This window comes from Thermodesulfobacteriota bacterium (genome assembly GCA_040758155.1).
In the GTDB taxonomy this organism is placed as follows: Bacteria; Desulfobacterota; Deferrimicrobia; order Deferrimicrobiales; family Deferrimicrobiaceae; genus UBA2219.
Genome location: JBFLWB010000142.1, coordinates 1 through 17,243, shown reverse-complemented (window position 1 = coordinate 17,243; position 17,243 = coordinate 1). Strand labels below are relative to the sequence as shown.

Sequence of the window (17,243 nt, the reverse complement as noted above, 5' to 3'; positions counted from 1 at the left end):
AGCTAACGCATTAAGTGCCCCGCCTGGGGAGTACGGCCGCAAGGTTAAAACTCAAAGGAATTGACGGGGGCCCGCACAAGCGGTGGAGCATGTGGTTTAATTCGACGCAACGCGAAGAACCTTACCTGGGCTTGACATCCCTGGAATCCCCTGGAAACAGGGGAGTGCCTTCGTAAGAGGGAGCCAGGAGACAGGTGCTGCATGGCTGTCGTCAGCTCGTGTCGTGAGATGTTGGGTTAAGTCCCGCAACGAGCGCAACCCTTGTCCTTAGTTGCCAGCATTCAGTTGGGCACTCTAAGGAAACTGCCGGTGTTAAACCGGAGGAAGGTGGGGATGACGTCAAGTCCTCATGGCCTTTATGCCTAGGGCTACACACGTGCTACAATGGCCGGTACAAAGGGCAGCAATACCGCGAGGTGGAGCGAATCCCAAAAAGCCGGCCCCAGTTCAGATTGGAGTCTGCAACTCGACTCCATGAAGTCGGAATCGCTAGTAATCGCAGATCAGCAGGCTGCGGTGAATACGTTCCCGGGCCTTGTACACACCGCCCGTCACACCACGAAAGCTGGCTGTACCAGAAGCCGCTGGACTAACCCGCAAGGGAGGTAGGCGTCTAAGGTATGGTCAGTGATTGGGGTGAAGTCGTAACAAGGTAGCCGTAGGGGAACCTGCGGCTGGATCACCTCCTTTCTATGGAGCACGTGCCGCAAGCTTCGGCGTTGCGGCATATGCCGATCCTGTTTCGCGCCTTCTTCCCTGTTCAGTTTTGAACGATCCGCTCCCTTGGGCCTATAGCTCAGGTGGCTAGAGCGCACGCCTGATAAGCGTGAGGTCGGTAGTTCAAGCCTACCTAGGCCCACCACGCTCATCGGGCCGAACGGGGCAGACCGCCCCCTTCGCCATCGCATATGGCAGGTTGCCGCATCGGGGGTGTAGCTCAGTTGGGAGAGCGCCTGGTTTGCAACCAGGAGGCCATCGGTTCGATCCCGTTCACCTCCACCACCTGTCCACCCCGCGGGGGAACAGCAGGGCGGCGGAGCCGGCAGATGCGATAAAGTTCTTTTTTTGCAGTTTATGGGACGTGAAGCGTCCCGGTTCTTTGAAAACCGATTCCGAATGCGCCGTCCGAAATTCTTTCATGCGTTGAGTAGTGGTCAAGCGAACAAGGGCGCACGGTGGATGCCCTGGCGTCAGGAGGCGATGAAGGACGTGGAAGGCTGCGATAAGCTCCGGTGAGCCGCCTAACAGGCTTTGACCCGGAGATTTCCGAATGGGGAAACCCCCCGCGGCAAACCCGCGGGATCCTGCACTGAATCCATAGGTGCAGGAAGCCAACGAAGGGAACTGAAACATCTTAGTACCTTCAGGAAGAGAAAGCAAAAGCGATTCCCCCAGTAGTGGCGAGCGAACGGGGATCAGCCCAAACCCGGCTTATGCCAAGCCCGCAAGCGTTGTAGGCCGGGGGTTGCGGGGTCTGTCCGGGCGGATTTGCGGATCCGCCGGGAAGTCAAAAACCGGTTCCGTAGTCGAAGTGGCTGGAAAGCCATTCCATAGAGGGTGATAGGCCCGTAGACGAAACGGTTCCGGCTTCCTGGGACAGGTTCCCAAGTACCGCGGGGCACGAGAAACCCCGCGGGAATCCGGGAGGACCATCTTCCAAGGCTAAATACTACCTGACGACCGATAGTGCACTAGTACCGTGAGGGAAAGGTGAAAAGAACCCCAGCGAGGGGAGTGAAACAGAACCTGAAACCGTGTGCCTACAAACAGTTGTAGCCCTATGTCGGCGGGCAACCGTCGACAGGGTGACAGCGTGCCTTTTGCATAATGAGTCAGCGAGTTACCCTACGTGGCAAGGTTAAGCCGCCAGGCGGAGCCGTAGCGAAAGCGAGTCCGAAACGGGCGCAATAGTCGCGTGGGGTAGACCCGAAACCAGGTGATCTACCCATGGCCAGGATGAAGCAGGTGTAAAAACCTGTGGAGGTCCGAACCGATGTTGGTTGAAAACAGCTCGGATGAGCTGTGGGTAGGGGTGAAAGGCTAATCAAACCTGGAAATAGCTGGTTCTCCCCGAAATATATTTAGGTATAGCCTCGGGGCATTCAGTGACGGGGGTAGAGCACTGGATGGGCTAGGGGACCTACCAGTCTACCAAACCCAACCAAACTCCGAATACCGTCAACTGCTATCCCGGGAGTCAGTCTACGGGCGATAAGGTCCGTGGTCGAGAGGGAAACAACCCAGATCGCCAGCTAAGGCCCCAAAATATGTGCTAAGTGGAAAAGGATGTGGGAACGCTAAGACAGCCAGGAGGTTGGCTTAGAAGCAGCCATCCTTTAAAGAAAGCGTAACAGCTCACTGGTCGAGTGGGCCTGCGCCGAAAATTCACCGGGGCTCAAGCACATTGCCGAAGCTGCGGGTGGTCCCTTCGGGGATCGCGGTAGGGGAGCGTTCGATTGTAGGTTGAAGCCGGACCGTAAGGACCGGTGGACGAAATCGAAGTGCTTATGCTGACACGAGTAGCGATAAAGCGGGTGAAAAACCCGCTCGCCGTAAGCCTAAGGGTTCCTGGGGAAGGTTAATCCGCCCAGGGTTAGTCGGATCCTAAGGTGAGGCCGACAGGCGTAACCGATGGGAAACAGGTTAATATTCCTGTACCACCATTCTCGCGTTACCACCGATGGGGGGACGCAGAAGGGTAGGCGAGCCAGCTGACGGACGTGCTGGTCCAAGCCGGTAGGGGGGCTTCCCAGGCAAATCCGGGAGGCCGCTATCTCCGAGAGGTGATGGGGAGGGGCGTATGCCCCGCAAACTCGCTGATCCCACGCTGCCGAGAAAAGCCTCGTAGGGAGTTGGAATGGTGTCCGTACCGCAAACCGACACAGGTAGGCAGGGAGAATATCCTAAGGCGCTCGAGTGATCCCTCGTTAAGGAACTCGGCAAATTACCCCCGTAACTTCGGGAGAAGGGGGGCCCCTTCGGGTGAGGAGACTTGCTCTCCAGGCCCAGGGGGGCCGCAGAGAAATGGCCGCGGCGACTGTTTAATAAAAACACAGGGCTATGCAAAGTCGTGAAGACGACGTATATGGCCTGACGCCTGCCCGGTGCCGGAAGGTTAAGGGGCGATGTCAGGGGGGCAACCTCCGAAGCGTCAATCCGAAGCCCCGGTAAACGGCGGCCGTAACTATAACGGTCCTAAGGTAGCGAAATTCCTTGTCGGGTAAGTTCCGACCTGCACGAATGGCGTAACGATCGCGGCACTGTCTCAACGAGGGGCTCGGCGAATCTGAAATACCGGTGAAGATGCCGGTTACCCGCACCTAGACGGAAAGACCCCGTGCACCTTCACTGCAACTTGGCATTGGATTTTGGAATAGCTTGTGTAGGATAGGTGGGAGGCTTTGAGACCGGGGCGCTAGCTCCGGTGGAGCCGTCAGTGAAATACCACCCTGGTTGTTCCGGAATTCTAACCTGGGCCCGTGATCCGGGCCGGGGACATTGCCTGGTGGGCAGTTTGACTGGGGCGGTCGCCTCCCAAAGAGTAACGGAGGCGCGCGAAGGTTCCCTCAGGCTGATTGGAAACCAGCCGTCGAGTGTAAAGGCATAAGGGAGCTTGACTGCGAGACTGACAAGTCGAGCAGGTGCGAAAGCAGGTCTTAGTGATCCGGTGGTTCCGCATGGAAGGGCCATCGCTCAACGGATAAAAGGTACGCCGGGGATAACAGGCTTATCTCCCCCAAGAGTTCACATCGACGGGGAGGTTTGGCACCTCGATGTCGGCTCATCGCATCCTGGGGCTGAAGTAGGTCCCAAGGGTTTGGCTGTTCGCCAATTAAAGCGGTACGTGAGCTGGGTTTAAAACGTCGCAAGACAGTTTGGTCCCTATCTGGTGTGGGCGTTGGAGACTTGAAGGGAGCTGTCCCTAGTACGAGAGGACCGGGATGGACGCACCGCTAGTGTACCAGTTGTTCTGCCAAGGGCATCGCTGGGTAGCTATGTGCGGAAGGGATAACCGCTGAAAGCATCTAAGTGGGAAACCCGCCCTGAGATGAGGTCTCCCGGGGATTTAATCCCCCTGAAGGGCCCTCGGAGACTACGAGGTTGATAGGCCGGGTGTGTAAGCGCAGCGATGCGTTTAGCTAACCGGTACTAATCGCCCGTGAGGCTTGACCACTATTCAACGGATGGAAGAATTCGGACGCGCAGGAAGAATCGGTTGGCGCACAGGTTGCGCTTTCATTGTACTCGGCTTTCGGTGGCGATGGCGGAGAGGCAACACCCGTTCCCATCCCGAACACGGAAGTTAAGCTCTCCAGCGCCGATGGTACTGCGGGGTTACCCCCGTGGGAGAGTAGGTCGCCGCCGAATTTAAACTTGGGGCCCTTGCGCCGGAAACGGAGCAAGGGCCTTATTATTTTCTCCAAAATCCCACGTTACGGAGCGGCAGCCCTATGTCTGGCCACAATAAATGGAGTTCCATCAAGCACAAGAAGGGGAAGGCCGACGCGCAGCGTGGGAAGGCGTTCACCAAGATCACCCGGGAGATCATCACCGCGGCGAAGATCGGCGGGGGCGACCCCGACGGCAACTCGCGGCTGCGGGCGGCGATCCTGGCGGCCAAGGCCGTCAACATGCCCAACGACAACATCAGCCGGGCGATCAAGAAGGGGACAGGGGACCTCGAGGGCGTCTCTTACGAGGAGTTCATGTACGAAGGGTACGGCCCCAGCGGCGTCGCGGTGCTCGTCAAGGTGCTGACCGACAACAAGAACCGGACGGTCGCGGACGTCCGCCACATCTTCACGAAGTACAACGGCAACCTCGGCGAGACGGGGTGCGTCAACTGGATGTTCTCCAAGAAGGGGTCCATCAACGTGCCCAAGGCGGGGGTCGACGAGGAGAAGCTGATCGACATCGCCCTCGAGCTGGGCGCCGACGACGTGGCGAACGACCCCGAATCGCACGAGTACGAGGTCCGCTGCGAGCCCGAGGTGGTGGAGGACGTGAAGAAGGGGCTCGAGGAGCGAAAGATCAAGATCGCCTCCGCGGAAGTGGCGATGGTCCCCCAGACCACCGTCCACCTGGAGGGGAAGCCCGCGGAATCCATGCTCAAGCTGATGAACGCCCTGGAGGAGTCCGACGACGTCCAGAACGTCTGGGCGAACTTCGACATCTCCGACGAGGCCATGGAGGCGTTCGGCTGAGCGGCGCCCGCCGGATCCTCGGCATCGACCCGGGTTCGCTGCGCACCGGGTACGGGATCGTAGACCGGCAGGGAAGCTCCGTCGCCGCCGTGGCGTGGGGCGTCATCCGGCTCGACGGGGATGAGCCGTTCCCGGACCGCCTGTTCCGGATCCACACAGAGCTTTCCTCCCTCATCCGGCAATACCGGCCGTCCGAGGCCGCGGTGGAGAAGGTGTTCGTCGCGAAGAACGCCGCCTCCGCCCTCAAGCTCGGCCAGGCGAGGGGCGCGGCGATCGTCGCCTGCCGGGCGAACGATGTCCCCGTCTTCGAGTACAGCCCCAAGGAGATCAAGCTGGCGGCGACCGGCTACGGCGCCGCCCCGAAGGAGCAGGTGGCCGGGATGATCGCCCGGTTGCTGGGGGTACGCGGGCCGGTACCCCCCGACGCCGCCGACGCGCTCGCCATGGCGTTCTGCCGTGCCGTCACGAGGGACCTTCCTGCCTGAGAAGTTAGGTCGTTGACAACCCGCCATAAATGAATTTAAATTCTTAATTGAATTGTTCGCGCATTCGGTCCGCTTTTCGATGATACCCCTTCATAAAGCGGCGGTCCGGCTCCGTTAACCTTTCCAACCCGACGTTCCCGCATCGGAACAGGCTTTCCTGTCTGTCGGGGTGTCCCATGCGTGCTCGAATCGTCAAAGGGATCCTTCTGGGGATTGCGACCGGCGTCCTGGGGCTGCTTGCGGGCCTCGCGCCGGAATGGACGGATCTCGAGGAGCGCCTGGGGCTGGAGATCCTGTTCCGCCTGAGGGGCCCCCGGTCCCCTCCATCCGAAGTCGTTGTCGTCGGCATCGACAGGGAATCCGCCGACACGCTCGATCTGGACGACGACTGCAGGAAATGGCCCCGGTCGCTGCACGCCCGCCTTACGGAAAGACTGGCGGCCGGCGGCGCGGCGGTCATTGCGTTCGACGTCTTCTTCGAGGATCCGGCGTCGGAGGGGCAGGATCGCGTTTTCGCGCAGGCGATGCGGAAAGCCGGGAACGTGTTGCTGTGCGAACGGCTCAAGGTGGAGAAGCTCCCCTACATGGGAAAAGGAGGGAAACCGGGGGGAGCGATCGAGATCGCCCGGAGGATCCCCCCGACCCTCCTTCTCGGCGAAGCCGCCGCCTCTTCCGTCCCGTATCCTCTTCCGAAGGTTCCCGCCAGAGTGAGCCGGGACTGGACTTTCCGGACGACCGCGGGAAAACGCTGCCAGCCCACGCTGCCCGTGGCGGCGTTTCAATGGCACGTCCTTCCGGCATACCCTGAGTTCCTCCGGCTCATCGAGACCGTGTTTCCCGAACAGGCGAGGGTCCTTCCGCGGTCCGGAAAGGAATTCGTCCGTTCGCACGGGATCGCGGGCATGATCCTGGCTCTGCGGGAGATTCTCGGCAAGGATCCGACCGCGGAGCGGAAGCTGCTGGCGGCGCTGGACGGAATCCCCCGGGTTCCCGGAGACGAAGCCCGGCGACGGATCCTGCGCTCCCTCGTCCGCCTGTATGGAGGCGACGACCGGAAGCTCCTGAACTTCTACGGTCCGCCGCGGACGATCCCCACGATCCCGTATCACCGGCTTGTGCGGAACGGGAAGAACGGCAGAGCATTCCCCGAGACCCGGGAGCTCGCGGGGAAGGCCGTCTTCGTCGGCTCCTCGGAGGCCCGCCGGCTTGCGCAGAAGGACGGGTTCCTCACGGTGTACACGGGCGGCGACGGCGTGGACCTGAGTGGGGTGGAGATCGAGGCGACGTCGTTCGCGAACCTCGTCGAGGACATGCCGGTCCGGCCATTGCCGTTCCTCGCGCAATTCGCGACGATCCTCCTTTGGGGGATCGTCGTGGGGATCCTGTCCTTCCTGTTCCGCCCCGCGGTGTCCATCACGGCTGTGGCGGGCGTGTCCGTCCTGTATCTCGCGGCGTCGGTCCAGCGGTTCGCGGCCGAGGGCGCATGGTTTCCCGTCGTCTACCCGCTCCTGGTGCAGGGCCCGCTGGCCGTCGCATCCGCCGTCGCCTGGAGCTACGCGGAGCTGAGCCGCGAGCGCCGGAATTTCCGCAGCGCATTCGCCCGATATCTTCCGGCGGAGGTCGTGGAGGATATGGCCGGGAACATCGACGGGCTGAGCGTCCGCAACCGGCTCGTGAGCGGCGTCTGCCTCGCCACGGACGTCGAGCGGTACACCGCCCTGTCCGGGTCGATGAAGCCGGAGGAGCTCGCCGGGATCCTCAACCGGTATTACGAGGCGGTGTTCGATCCCGTCCGGCGGCACGGCGGGACGGTCTTTAACGTCGTCGCGGATTCCATGCTGGCCCTTTGGCTGGCCAGGCGGGATAACCCTGCGCCCCTGAAGGATGCCTGCCGGGCCGCGATCGAAATCGCGGAATCGATGCGGAATCCCCGGCGCACCCCCGCCTGCGTCGCGCTTCCCACGCGGATCGGGCTGCATTCGGGGGAGATCCTTCTCGGGAACATCGGCGCCGGCCGGCATTTCGAATCCGGGCCGGTGGGCGACATCGTAAACACGGCGACCCGGATCGAGGGGCTAAACAAGATCCTCGGTACCCGGATCCTGGCTTCGGGCGATGTGCTGTCTCTTGAGAAGGTTTTTCTCGTCCGCGACATGGGGCTGTTCCTCCTCGCGGGGAAGAGCCTGCCGGTGCAAGTGTGCGAGCTGATCGCCTGCAGGGCCGCGGCCAATCCCGCGCAGGTGGAGTGCTGCGCCTCCTTCTCCGAAGGGATGGCCCATTTCCGCCGCGGGGAATGGGGAAAGTCGGCCGCGAGGTTTCAACAGGCGCTCGACATCCGGAGAGGCGACGGCCCATCCCTTTATTTCCTGGACCTCTGCCGCCGCTACACGCATGTCCCGCCAGGCGAAGACTGGGACGGCGTCGTGCGCGTCGAAGGGATATAGTCCCCCCTAATATCGTTGACTTTCCGCTGCGGCGATATAAAAATTTGCATTGACGCATCCCGTTTCCGCGTCCTTGCCGTAATTTATCGCCGGGGATCCTTCCCGGCGTTCACGACGAATTCAATAAATGTAAGCGACGGATGGAAAGGAGGGATACTTATCGCGTAGAGCCGAAGAGCGACTGGATGCGAGCGCGTTTCCGGTCAACCCGAACGCAACGACCCGGAAGGAGGGACCCGATGAGCGATCAAGGGAGGCAGTTCTTCATAGAGAAGTCCTTACCGGAGCTCCAGAAATCCTTCAAGGCCGAGTTCGTGGAGAACAAGCTGGTCGCCGCGATGGTGGGCCAGGAAGAGCTGTCGTTCACGAAGTACAAGGCGCGGATCGGAAACGTCAACATCCAGGAGCCGTCGGTCGAGGTTTCCGGGAACGGTCCCTTTACGATCAAGGTCACCGATTTCCAGGGGACGTGGCTCTACAACTACCCGCGTTAGGCTGCCCCGCCCCCGGAAAGCCCGGCCTTGCGCCGGGCTTTCCACCTTCCCTTCCTTCCCGATCCGGGACGCCCGGGGCCGTGGAAATGTTATTATGTCGTGCGATGATCGATCACCTCAAAGGGCGCCTCGCGGGGGGCGGCAAGGATTTCGTCGTCGTGGAGTGCGCCGGCGTCGGCTTCCGCGCGTACGTCTCCGCCGCATCGAGGGGCGACCTGCCGCCGGAAGGCGAGAGCTGCTTCCTCCGGACGTACCTTCACTTCCGCGAGGGCGGCGGCGACCTGTTCGGATTCTCCACGGAGACGGAGCGGGAAATCTTCCTCGCGACGATCGGCATCAGCGGCGTGGGGCCCAAATCCGCACTCGCGGTGCTGTCGGTTCTCGGGGTCGACGGGGTACTCGCAGGGTGCGCGCGGAACGACGCCGCCTGCTTCACCCGCGTTCCCGGGATCGGGAAGAAGCTGGCGCAGCGGATCGCCCTGGAGCTGCCGGACCGCCTGAAGAAGGTGTCCGTCGAGTTCGCCCCGGCGGAAGGAACGGCCCCGCCTACCGGCGGGGCGGAGAGCGAAGCATGGGAAGCGCTCGCGGCATTGGGATTTTCGCGCGGCGAGGCGCAGGGCGCGGTCGCGACGGTCCTCAAGGAGGCGGGGGGCGGAATGGCGGTCGATGCGCTGATCCGGGAGGCGCTGCGGCGCCTGTCCGGGCGGCGAGGGTAGGTCGGCCGGACAGGCCGCCGGGGGAGCGGAGGAGCGATTGGACGGAAGGATCCTGGATCCGGACAAGGCGGAAGGCGAGGTCCCGGCCGACGCATCGCTACGGCCGAAGCGGCTGGTTGAGTTCATCGGTCAGCGCGCCGTCGTTTCGAACCTTGGGACTTACATCATCGCGGCGAAGGCGCGCGGCGAGTCGCTGGACCACGTCCTGCTCTCCGGGCCTCCCGGGCTCGGCAAGACCACGCTGGCGCACATCATCGCCAACGAGATGGGCGTCGGGATCCGGACGACATCGGGCCCCGCGATCGAGCGGAAAGGGGACATCGCCGCGATCCTCACGGCGCTCGAGCCGGGGGACGTCCTCTTCATCGACGAGATCCACCGCCTGAGCCGCGTCGTGGAGGAGCTTCTCTACTCCGCGATGGAGGATTTCGCCCTCGATATCATCCTGGGCCAGGGGCCGTCGGCCAAGTCGATCCGTCTCTCCCTGCCGCGCTTCACCCTCGTGGGCGCCACCACGCGCACGGGGCTGCTCACCTCTCCCTTGCGGGACCGGTTCGGCGTCCCGTTCCGCCTCGAGTATTACGGTCAGGAGGAGCTGGAGGAAGTCGTCCGGCGTTCCGCGGCCGCCCTGTCCATCCGGATCGAGCCGGATGGGGAGCGGGAGATCGCCCGGCGGTCGCGCGGGACGCCGAGGATCGCCAACCGGCTGCTGCGCCGCGTCCGGGACTTCGCGCAGGTGGGGGGCGACGGCGTCATCACGCGGGAGATCGCCGACCGCGCGCTGCTCCGGATGGAGGTGGACCGCAAGGGGCTCGACGTGATGGACCGGAAGATCCTTCGGGTCATCCTCGAGAACTTCCAGGGCGGCCCGGTCGGCGTGGAGACGATCTCGGCGTCGGTGAGCGAGGAGCGCGACACGATCGAGGACGTCTACGAGCCGTTCCTCATCCAGCAGGGGTTTCTGAAGCGCACTCCGCGGGGGCGCGTCGCCACGCCCGCGGCGTGGAAGCACATGGGGATGGAGGCGCCCAGGACCGCCGTCCAGGACGACCTTTTCGGGGGGAAGTGACCGCGTGTTCGCCTCCGCCGCAAAGATGCTGATCGTCGCGGGAATCGCGATCGCACTCATCGGCCTCGCGCTCCACCTGTCGGAGAGGATCGGCTGGTTCGGCCGCCTTCCGGGCGACTTCACGATCCGAAAGGGGAAATTCACGTTCTACTTCCCGCTGGCGACCTCCCTTCTCGTCAGCGCGGTGCTCTCCCTCCTGTACTGGCTCCTCAGGAAATAGGCCGGGACCCGGCTGTTGCGGCCCCGCGCCAACCGGGTATAATGGCGCGGGAGGTGGAAGTGCGCGTACTGGTGGCCTTTTTCACGTTGTGCCTGGTGGCGGTCGCGCCGCGGCCTGCACCGGCCGATGCCCCCCCGCCCAAGGTGGTCCAGGTCGGGGGAACCGTCCGCGGGAAAGAGGCCCGGGTCCAATTCCGCATCGAAAACGCCTTCACGCCGGAAATGGTGGAGGCGCTCAAGAGCGGCATAGAGATCACCTTCCGGGTCCGCCTCGAGGTCGAGCGGGTCCACCGGAACTGGTTCAACGTCACGGTCGGCGACATGAAATACGCGCAGTCCATCCGGTACGACGTCCTTTCCCGTGTCTACCGCTTCCACCGCGGAGGCGTCGACGAGATCGTTCCCGACCTGCGGCATGCCGTCGAGCGGATGACCCGCCTCGAGGCGACGGTCCCGCTGAGCGGCGAGATATCCGGCGGGAAGCCGTACAGGGCCCGGGTGCGCGTCCGGCTGGACCAGGCCGGACTCGCCGATCCGCTGCGCACCATCGTGTTCTTCTCCTCCGTGTGGGACGTCGAAACCGACTGGGCCCACGGGCCCTTGAGGTCCCCGTGAATCTCCCGGTCGACGAAAGCGTCCGCCTGCAGGAAGCGGAACGTACGCGGCGGCGGCGCGAGCGCTGGGCCATCGGAGTCGTCGCGTTCCTCGTCGCGGCGCTGACCTTCATCGAGGCGTACCTGGTCGCTTCCGGGGGACCGGTGCGGTTCTCCGGCAACATCGCCATCTTCGCCCTGATCAACCTGAACGTCATCCTCGTCGTCCTCCTGATCTTCCTGGTGTCGAGGAACCTGTTCAAGATCCTCCTGGACCGCCGCCGGGGGATCCTCGGCTCGAAGCTGCGCTCCCGGCTCGTCGTCATCTTCATCCTCTTCTCCCTCCTCCCGACGGCGCTGCTGTTCGTCGCCGCGACGAACATCACCACGACGAGCATCAAGTCCTGGATCGGCAAACGGGTGGGGGAGGCGCTCAGCGGGTCGCTGGAGATCGCGCGGAGGAAGCTGAACGACGACGCGGCCGCGCTGGTTCCCCTCGCGGGGGAAGCGGCGACGCTCGTCGGGCCGGAGACGACGGCAGAGACGGCCGGGGAGGCGCTCCGCCACATGCGCACCGGCCAGGAAGACGCCGTCACGCTCCTGTTCCTGAGGAAGGGGAAGCTGGCGGCGAAGGAGGGGAAAGCGCTCGGGGCCGCGGGAAACGAGATCCTCGACCGGCTCGGCAGCCTCGGGAAGGCCGGGGCGGAGGGAGGCACCATCATCGGAGACGGCTACGCGGTCGCGTGGGTCCCCGCGGGCGGCGACGGGCTGGTGGCGGCGGCGAAGCTGCTGCCCGAGGCGGAGGCCCAACGGATCCGGGCCATCAAGGACGCGTACGCCGGCTACCACCAGGTGCGGCTGCTCGACGATCCGATCCGGGCCAGCTACATAGGCGTCCTGATCCTCATCACGCTGCTCATCGTCTTCGCCGCGAGCTGGATGGGGATCTACCTCGCCCGCCGGATCACCGTGCCGGTGCAGCTTCTCGCGGAGGGGACGGACCGCGTCGCGCGGGGCGATCTGGACGCCACGATCGACTACCGGTCGGACGACGAGTTCGGGACGCTGGTCGGCTCCTTCAACCGGATGACCGCCGACCTGAAGGCGATGCAGGGGAACCTCGCCGAGGCGCACGCGTCGCTCACCACGACGTATGAGGAGCTCCGACGCAGGACGCAGTTCATCGAGACCATCCTCGACAACATCTCCACGGGCGTCATCGTCATCGATCGCCACGCCCGGATCGCGATGATCAACAAGGTTGCGGGCCGCCTGCTGGAGGTTTCCCCGGAGGAGGCGGCGGGCTCCCTGTACCGGGATGTGTTCCGCGAGGACCATTACGAGGCGATCCGCGGCCTGTACCGGGAGGCGGGGAACGCCGGGGGGCGGCAGGTCGAGCGGCAGGTGGAGCTTCCCATCGGAGAGAAGCGGATCGCCCTGCGGGTCAGCATGACGACGCTGCTGGACGAGAGGGGCGATTACATGGGGCTGGTCGTGGCCTTCGACGACCTTTCCCAGGCGATGCGCCTGCAGCGGGTCCTTGCGTGGAGGGAGGTCGCCCGCAGGATCGCCCACGACATCCGGAACCCGCTGACCCCCATCCAGCTCTCGACCGAGCGGATGATCCGGAAATACTCCGAGGAGCACGCAGGCGATCCCGTCTTCGCCGAGTGCACGCAGGCGGTCCTCTCGGAGGTGGCCACGCTGAAGCGGCTGGTGGACGAGTTCACCCGGTTCGCCCGGATGCCCGCTCCGCAGCTCGAGGAGGGGGACCTTCCGGAGGAGGTCCGGCAGGTCGTCGAGATGTACCGGACATCCCACCCCGGCATCCGTTGGGAGTTTCGCGCAGGGGAGATGCCCCAGGCGTGGTTCGACCCCATCCAGATCCGGCGCGCCCTCACCAATCTCCTGGAGAACGCCGCCGCCGCGCTCGGAAAACAGGGATGCGTGGAGGTATCCTGCGCGTTCGATGCCGAAAGCGGCAGGGCGCGCATTACAGTGGCCGACGACGGCCCCGGGATCACGCGGAAGGACCGGGAGCGGATCTTCGAGCCGTACTTCTCCCGGCGGGAGGGAGGGACGGGGCTGGGTCTGGCCATCGTGAGCGCCATCGCGGCCGACCACGGGGGGACCGTCCGGATCCGGGACAACGAGCCGAAGGGCACGGTCTTCGAGATCGAGTTCCCCGCCCGGCCGCGGGGCCGTGAGTAACGGGTCGATGGCGGCCGGAGAGCCGCGCCGCTTCGGCAAGTACCGCGTCCTGCGCAGGATCGCCTCCGGCAGGATGTCGGAGATCTATCTGTGCCTCCTTCCGGGGGAGGGCGGCTTCCGCAAGCGTGTTGCCCTGAAGGTCGTCCATCCGCGCCACGAAGGAGATCCCCGTTTCCGCGACCTCTTCATCCGCGAGGCGCGGCTGGCCGCGTCGCTTTCCCACCCCAACCTGATCCAGGTGTTCGATTTCGGAAAAGAGGGCGAGGCGTATTTCCTGGCGATGGAATACGTCGAGGGATACGACCTCGCACAGGCGGCCGCGCAGTCGCGCCGCCTTCGCCTTCCGATCCCGCCCGGCGTCTGGCGGCACTGGGTGGAGGGGATCTGGTCAGGGCTGGGATACCTGCATGAAAAAGGGATCGTGCATCGTGACGTCTCACCGGGCAACGTTCTGCTCGGGAGCACCGGCGCCGTGAAGCTGACCGATTTCGGAATTTCGCTGGCCGCCGATCAGTCGGAGGAAGCGGGTGACCCGCGGGCAGGGAAGGCCGCTTACTTCTCGCCGGAACGCGCTCGGGGGGAGCCGGCGACGGTCTCCTCGGACCTGTTCGCCGCCGCGGCGATATCGGCGGAGCTGCTCCTCGGGCATCGCCTGTTCGAGGGAACCGAAACGGAAGAGCTCCTGGAACACATCCGCAAGTTCGATGGCCGCGGCCTGCGATTTCCGGGAGCGCCGGAGAGCGTCGCGGAAGTCCTGAGGATTGCCCTCTCCCCGGACCCCGCTGAACGGTATCGCAGCGCCGCGGATTTCCTGGCGGAGCTGTCCGCCCGGGGACCCGCGCCCGCCGCCGCGCCGGATCTTGCGGATTTCAGGGACAGGATGTTCCCCGATTCGGAGGAAGAGGCGACGGTGCCTTCCCTGCCCGCGGAGTACGATGCCGCTCCCATGATGGTGAAGGAGCCCGCGCGGCGATACGGCAAGGGCGGTAGGCCTTTGAAAGCCGGCGCAGCCGCGGCGGCGGTTGCCGCGCTGGTCACCGGCGGCCTGTTCCTGTGGTCGAGGAGCGATGCGCCGGTTTCTTCCACGCCTTCGCCTGTCGTTTCCGCTGCGCCAACCACGTTGATTGCGATCGACGCGAAGGCATCAGCACCGCAGATACCGCAGGCGAAGTCCGCATCGCAGGTTCCCACGACCTCCCCGGCGATTCCTTCCGCGGCGAAGATTCAGCCGGTTGCGGCTCCCGTCCCACAGCCCCACCGGCTCATCCGGATCGAGACGGAGCCCGAGGGAGCGGAGATCCGGCTCAGGGACGGCCGATCGGCCGGCCGGACACCCGCTCATCTGGATCTGTCGCTCGTCGGCAGGGACGGGATCGTCCTGTCGCGGGAAGGGTTCAACAGTCGCACCGTACCCGCGAGCGTTCTGGAAAAGGGCGGTACCTTCCGGACCGAGCTCGAACCGCTCCTCGGCACGGTGGAGGCGATCCAGGCGATCCCGTGGGCCACGGTGTACGTAGGCCAGCGGCTTCTCGGCGAAACCCCGCTGACCGGCGTCCGCCTGCCGGCGGGAGAGCACAAGGTGCGCTTCGTGAACGAGCCGCTCGGGGCGGACAGGACGGAAACGGTGGTCGTGCGCCCCGGGAAAAACCCGAAGGTCATCGTGCGGATGACGGGGGACGGGGGGTAGCGGGGCGGCGATGTTTCTGCTGGCGGGCGATGCTCCGATAGAAACGGAGCCCCCGTGTGGCCTTCTTTGCTTTCGCGATTTGGAGCGATAGCAGGAGCTTGCGGCTTACCGATAAGGTTCCGGCGGATCTTACCGAGAGCTTGCCGGCGGCATTCGCCGAAGAGAAACCGGAAGCGGGCGGCAGGAGGATTGCCGCGAGGAAAAGGAGTCCGGCCAGGAGTCGCCTGTAGACAGTTACGTGTCTCATCGGAGGAACCGGCTCCACAGATCCAGGATCACCGGCGACAGGATGATCAGGAACACCGCCGGGAATATGAAGCAGACCAGCGGGAACAGCAGTTTCACAGCCGCCTGCTGGGCGATCGTCTCCGCCCGATGGTCCTGGTTTTCGAGGATTTTATTCGAGAGCCCCCTCAAGCTCTTCGACAGCCCGATTCCCAATCGCTCTCCCTGGTGGATATGGTTGAGGAAGATCCGGTAATCCTCAAGGGGGACCCGCCGCCGCGACTGGTCGATAGACTCGCCGCGTGAGAGGCCGATGGACCGGGCACGAACAAGCTCCCCCAGTTCCCGGGAAAGGGCCCCGGCAGGGACCGAGGATGCCGTTTCCTGGAGGGCCGAGGACGCTCCCATCCCCGATTCGAGGAGGAGGGAAAGCAGGAAGCAGGCGACTGGAAGATCTCTCTGAACGGAGCGGAGCGCTTCCCGGGACGCTTTCCGGATCGCAAACCATGTCGCGCAGGCAGCAAACAGGATGGCGGTGGCGAAGGCGCCGAGGAATCCGGCCGGATTCGGCGTCGCCATCGTTCCGGCGGCCAGCACCAGGAGCCCCGCTGCTTCCCCGATCGCCCATGGACGTACGGGATCTATCAGGCATGCGCCCGGCGTCCGGATCAGGTTCTTCCGCATCAGCCATTCGACCAGGCGGATGTGGGCCCTCCGATGCGCCTCCGGCAACCGTCTCAAAGAATAGTTCGACAGCATCTTCCGGATCGATGCGGCGACGAGCATCCCGCCGGTAAGGAGAGCCGACCCGATCAGGAGGAAGTCGAGCGGGCTCATGGCCGCACCGAAACGATCTTCCGGATGGTCAACCACCCCAGGGCCTGCAGCACTGCTGCCGCCGAAAGGATGGCTTTTCCTTGCGGCGTGCCGATGAGCCCGTGGAGGAAATGCGGGTCGATCCACGACATTACCGCGGCGAAGGACGGGGGAAGCAGCGTCAGCACAATCGCCTGGAGCCGGGCCTGCGCGGTCATGCTCCGGAGCTTCTCTCTCGTGCGGATCCGGCGCCGCAGGATATCCACCGTCCTCTCCAGGAGGTCGACGATGTTCCCTCCTCCGGGAAGCGCGGCGCGCAGCGGCCTGACGAAGAGCGATACGTCTTCCGATGGGATCCGCCGCTCCCATAGCGTGAACGCTTCGGCCAGCGGAGTTCCAAGGCGGTTCTGCTGAAGGAGCCAGGCCATCTCCTCGCGGATCCCCCTCGGCAACAGGGGAACGGTCTCCGCCAGCGATTCCACGAGGCTGTGCCCGGCCTTCAGATGCCCGGCGACAAGGTCGAGCATCACGGGAAGCTGGGAAAGGATCGTCTTCCTGCGGCGGCTCCGATACCATCCGACGATCGTTCCAGCGAGGAGCACGGGAGCGGCGACCGAAACGGCGGCAGCCGTCGGAGACCCCGACATCGCCAACGCGACGATGCCGCAGAGGAAACCGGACAGGAGCATCCCGGATGCGATCCGGGCGGGAGGAAGGAAGATGAATTCCTCCCGCAGATCGTCGGAATGCCGGCTGGACGCGGATGCGAAGCGCCGGGAAATCCCCGGCAGGGCCGTGCGGAACAGGAAGAGGACGATCAATCCCGCGCCGAGGCAGAAGATCGCGGATTCGGCCGGCGTCAGTCCCATGCGAGGCGGTCCTCCTCCGCGAAAGACGAGGGAACGCGCGTGGGAACGAGACCGCCGCCGCGCGCGTCCCGGCCTTCGGCCTTGCTCCAGCGAAAGATTTCCTGGAGCAGGATCTGGGAATCGTTCATCCCGGTCACCTCGGTGATCGAAGTGACCGCGCGTCTTCCTCCCTGGATCCGCGCGGTGTGGACGATCAGGTCGATCGCCGAGG

At 64.3% G+C, this 17,243-nt stretch carries 13 protein-coding genes, 2 tRNA genes and 3 rRNA genes; 15 read left to right on the top strand and 3 right to left on the bottom strand.

Annotation, left to right across the window (positions count from 1 at the left end):
* From AB1346_09810 to AB1346_09740, 15 genes are all read left to right on the top strand, one after another.
* A 16S ribosomal RNA gene (locus AB1346_09810) occupies positions 1-690 on the top strand; the annotation flags it as partial.
* Between the two features lie 95 nt (positions 691-785).
* Positions 786-862 (top strand) — tRNA-Ile (locus tag AB1346_09805).
* A 64-nt stretch (positions 863-926) separates the two neighbouring features.
* A tRNA-Ala gene (locus AB1346_09800) sits at positions 927-1,002 on the top strand.
* A 150-nt stretch (positions 1,003-1,152) separates the two neighbouring features.
* Positions 1,153-4,174: ribosomal RNA gene (locus AB1346_09795) — 23S ribosomal RNA — on the top strand.
* Positions 4,175-4,251: 77 nt separating this feature from the next.
* A 5S ribosomal RNA gene (gene rrf / locus AB1346_09790) occupies positions 4,252-4,368 on the top strand.
* Between the two features lie 83 nt (positions 4,369-4,451).
* A complete protein-coding gene (locus AB1346_09785; GenBank protein ID MEW6720729.1) occupies positions 4,452-5,204 on the top strand; it encodes a YebC/PmpR family DNA-binding transcriptional regulator in 753 nt (250 codons plus the stop codon).
* A complete protein-coding gene (gene ruvC, locus AB1346_09780; GenBank protein ID MEW6720728.1) occupies positions 5,201-5,689 on the top strand; it encodes a crossover junction endodeoxyribonuclease RuvC in 489 nt (162 codons plus the stop codon). Before AB1346_09785 ends, ruvC begins: the two co-directional genes overlap by 4 nt.
* 176 nt (positions 5,690-5,865) lie before the next feature.
* Positions 5,866-8,133 (top strand): adenylate/guanylate cyclase domain-containing protein, encoded by a 2,268-nt coding sequence (locus AB1346_09775; GenBank protein ID MEW6720727.1) that lies wholly within the window; start codon positions 5,866-5,868, stop codon positions 8,131-8,133.
* Positions 8,134-8,372: 239 nt separating this feature from the next.
* Positions 8,373-8,627 carry a hypothetical protein gene (locus AB1346_09770; GenBank protein ID MEW6720726.1) on the top strand — a complete coding sequence of 85 codons (255 nt, stop codon included), beginning with the start codon at positions 8,373-8,375 and terminating at the stop codon, positions 8,625-8,627.
* A gap of 104 nt (positions 8,628-8,731) precedes the next feature.
* Positions 8,732-9,343 carry a Holliday junction branch migration protein RuvA gene (ruvA, locus tag AB1346_09765; GenBank protein ID MEW6720725.1) on the top strand — a complete coding sequence of 204 codons (612 nt, stop codon included), beginning with the start codon at positions 8,732-8,734 and terminating at the stop codon, positions 9,341-9,343.
* Between the two features lie 37 nt (positions 9,344-9,380).
* Positions 9,381-10,412 carry a Holliday junction branch migration DNA helicase RuvB gene (ruvB, locus tag AB1346_09760; GenBank protein ID MEW6720724.1) on the top strand — a complete coding sequence of 344 codons (1,032 nt, stop codon included), beginning with the start codon at positions 9,381-9,383 and terminating at the stop codon, positions 10,410-10,412.
* A gap of 4 nt (positions 10,413-10,416) precedes the next feature.
* Positions 10,417-10,632, top strand: coding sequence for a DUF2905 domain-containing protein (locus AB1346_09755; protein ID MEW6720723.1), 216 nt, complete (start codon positions 10,417-10,419; stop codon positions 10,630-10,632).
* A 59-nt stretch (positions 10,633-10,691) separates the two neighbouring features.
* Positions 10,692-11,246 carry a DUF4390 domain-containing protein gene (locus tag AB1346_09750; protein ID MEW6720722.1) on the top strand — a complete coding sequence of 185 codons (555 nt, stop codon included), beginning with the start codon at positions 10,692-10,694 and terminating at the stop codon, positions 11,244-11,246.
* The gene (locus AB1346_09745; protein MEW6720721.1) at positions 11,243-13,435 is read left to right on the top strand and encodes an ATP-binding protein; all 2,193 of its coding nucleotides are present in this window, start codon (positions 11,243-11,245) and stop codon (positions 13,433-13,435) included. Before AB1346_09750 ends, AB1346_09745 begins: the two co-directional genes overlap by 4 nt.
* Positions 13,436-13,442: 7 nt before the next feature.
* Positions 13,443-15,122: a serine/threonine-protein kinase gene (locus AB1346_09740; protein MEW6720720.1), complete on the top strand. Its 1,680-nt coding sequence runs from the start codon at positions 13,443-13,445 to the stop codon at positions 15,120-15,122.
* Between the two features lie 243 nt (positions 15,123-15,365).
* On the opposite strand, the gene AB1346_09735 is transcribed toward AB1346_09740, so the two are convergent.
* The 3 genes from AB1346_09735 to AB1346_09725 form a co-directional block, all read right to left on the bottom strand.
* Positions 15,366-16,184 carry a type II secretion system F family protein gene (locus AB1346_09735; protein ID MEW6720719.1) on the bottom strand — a complete coding sequence of 273 codons (819 nt, stop codon included), beginning with the start codon at positions 16,182-16,184 and terminating at the stop codon, positions 15,366-15,368.
* Complete coding sequence (locus tag AB1346_09730) at positions 16,181-17,032, bottom strand: type II secretion system F family protein (protein ID MEW6720718.1); 852 nt, start codon at positions 17,030-17,032, stop codon at positions 16,181-16,183. Before AB1346_09730 ends, AB1346_09735 begins: the two co-directional genes overlap by 4 nt.
* Positions 17,023-17,243: CpaF family protein (locus AB1346_09725; protein ID MEW6720717.1), on the bottom strand; the 221-nt coding region annotated here is incomplete at its 5' end. The genes AB1346_09725 and AB1346_09730, both read right to left, overlap by 10 nt.

Excerpts from the sequence above, each read along its gene's own strand:
- ruvA (MEW6720725.1), top strand. The coding sequence starts at position 8,732 with ATGATCGATCACCTCAAAGGGCGCCTCGCGGGGGGCGGCAAGGATTTC.
- AB1346_09730 (MEW6720718.1), bottom strand. The coding sequence starts at position 17,032 with ATGGGACTGACGCCGGCCGAATCCGCGATCTTCTGCCTCGGCGCGGGA.
- AB1346_09740 (MEW6720720.1), top strand. The coding sequence starts at position 13,443 with ATGGCGGCCGGAGAGCCGCGCCGCTTCGGCAAGTACCGCGTCCTGCGC.
- AB1346_09770 (MEW6720726.1), top strand. The coding sequence starts at position 8,373 with ATGAGCGATCAAGGGAGGCAGTTCTTCATAGAGAAGTCCTTACCGGAG.
- AB1346_09735 (MEW6720719.1), bottom strand. The coding sequence starts at position 16,184 with ATGAGCCCGCTCGACTTCCTCCTGATCGGGTCGGCTCTCCTTACCGGC.
- AB1346_09785 (MEW6720729.1), top strand. The coding sequence starts at position 4,452 with ATGTCTGGCCACAATAAATGGAGTTCCATCAAGCACAAGAAGGGGAAG.
- AB1346_09775 (MEW6720727.1), top strand. The coding sequence starts at position 5,866 with ATGCGTGCTCGAATCGTCAAAGGGATCCTTCTGGGGATTGCGACCGGC.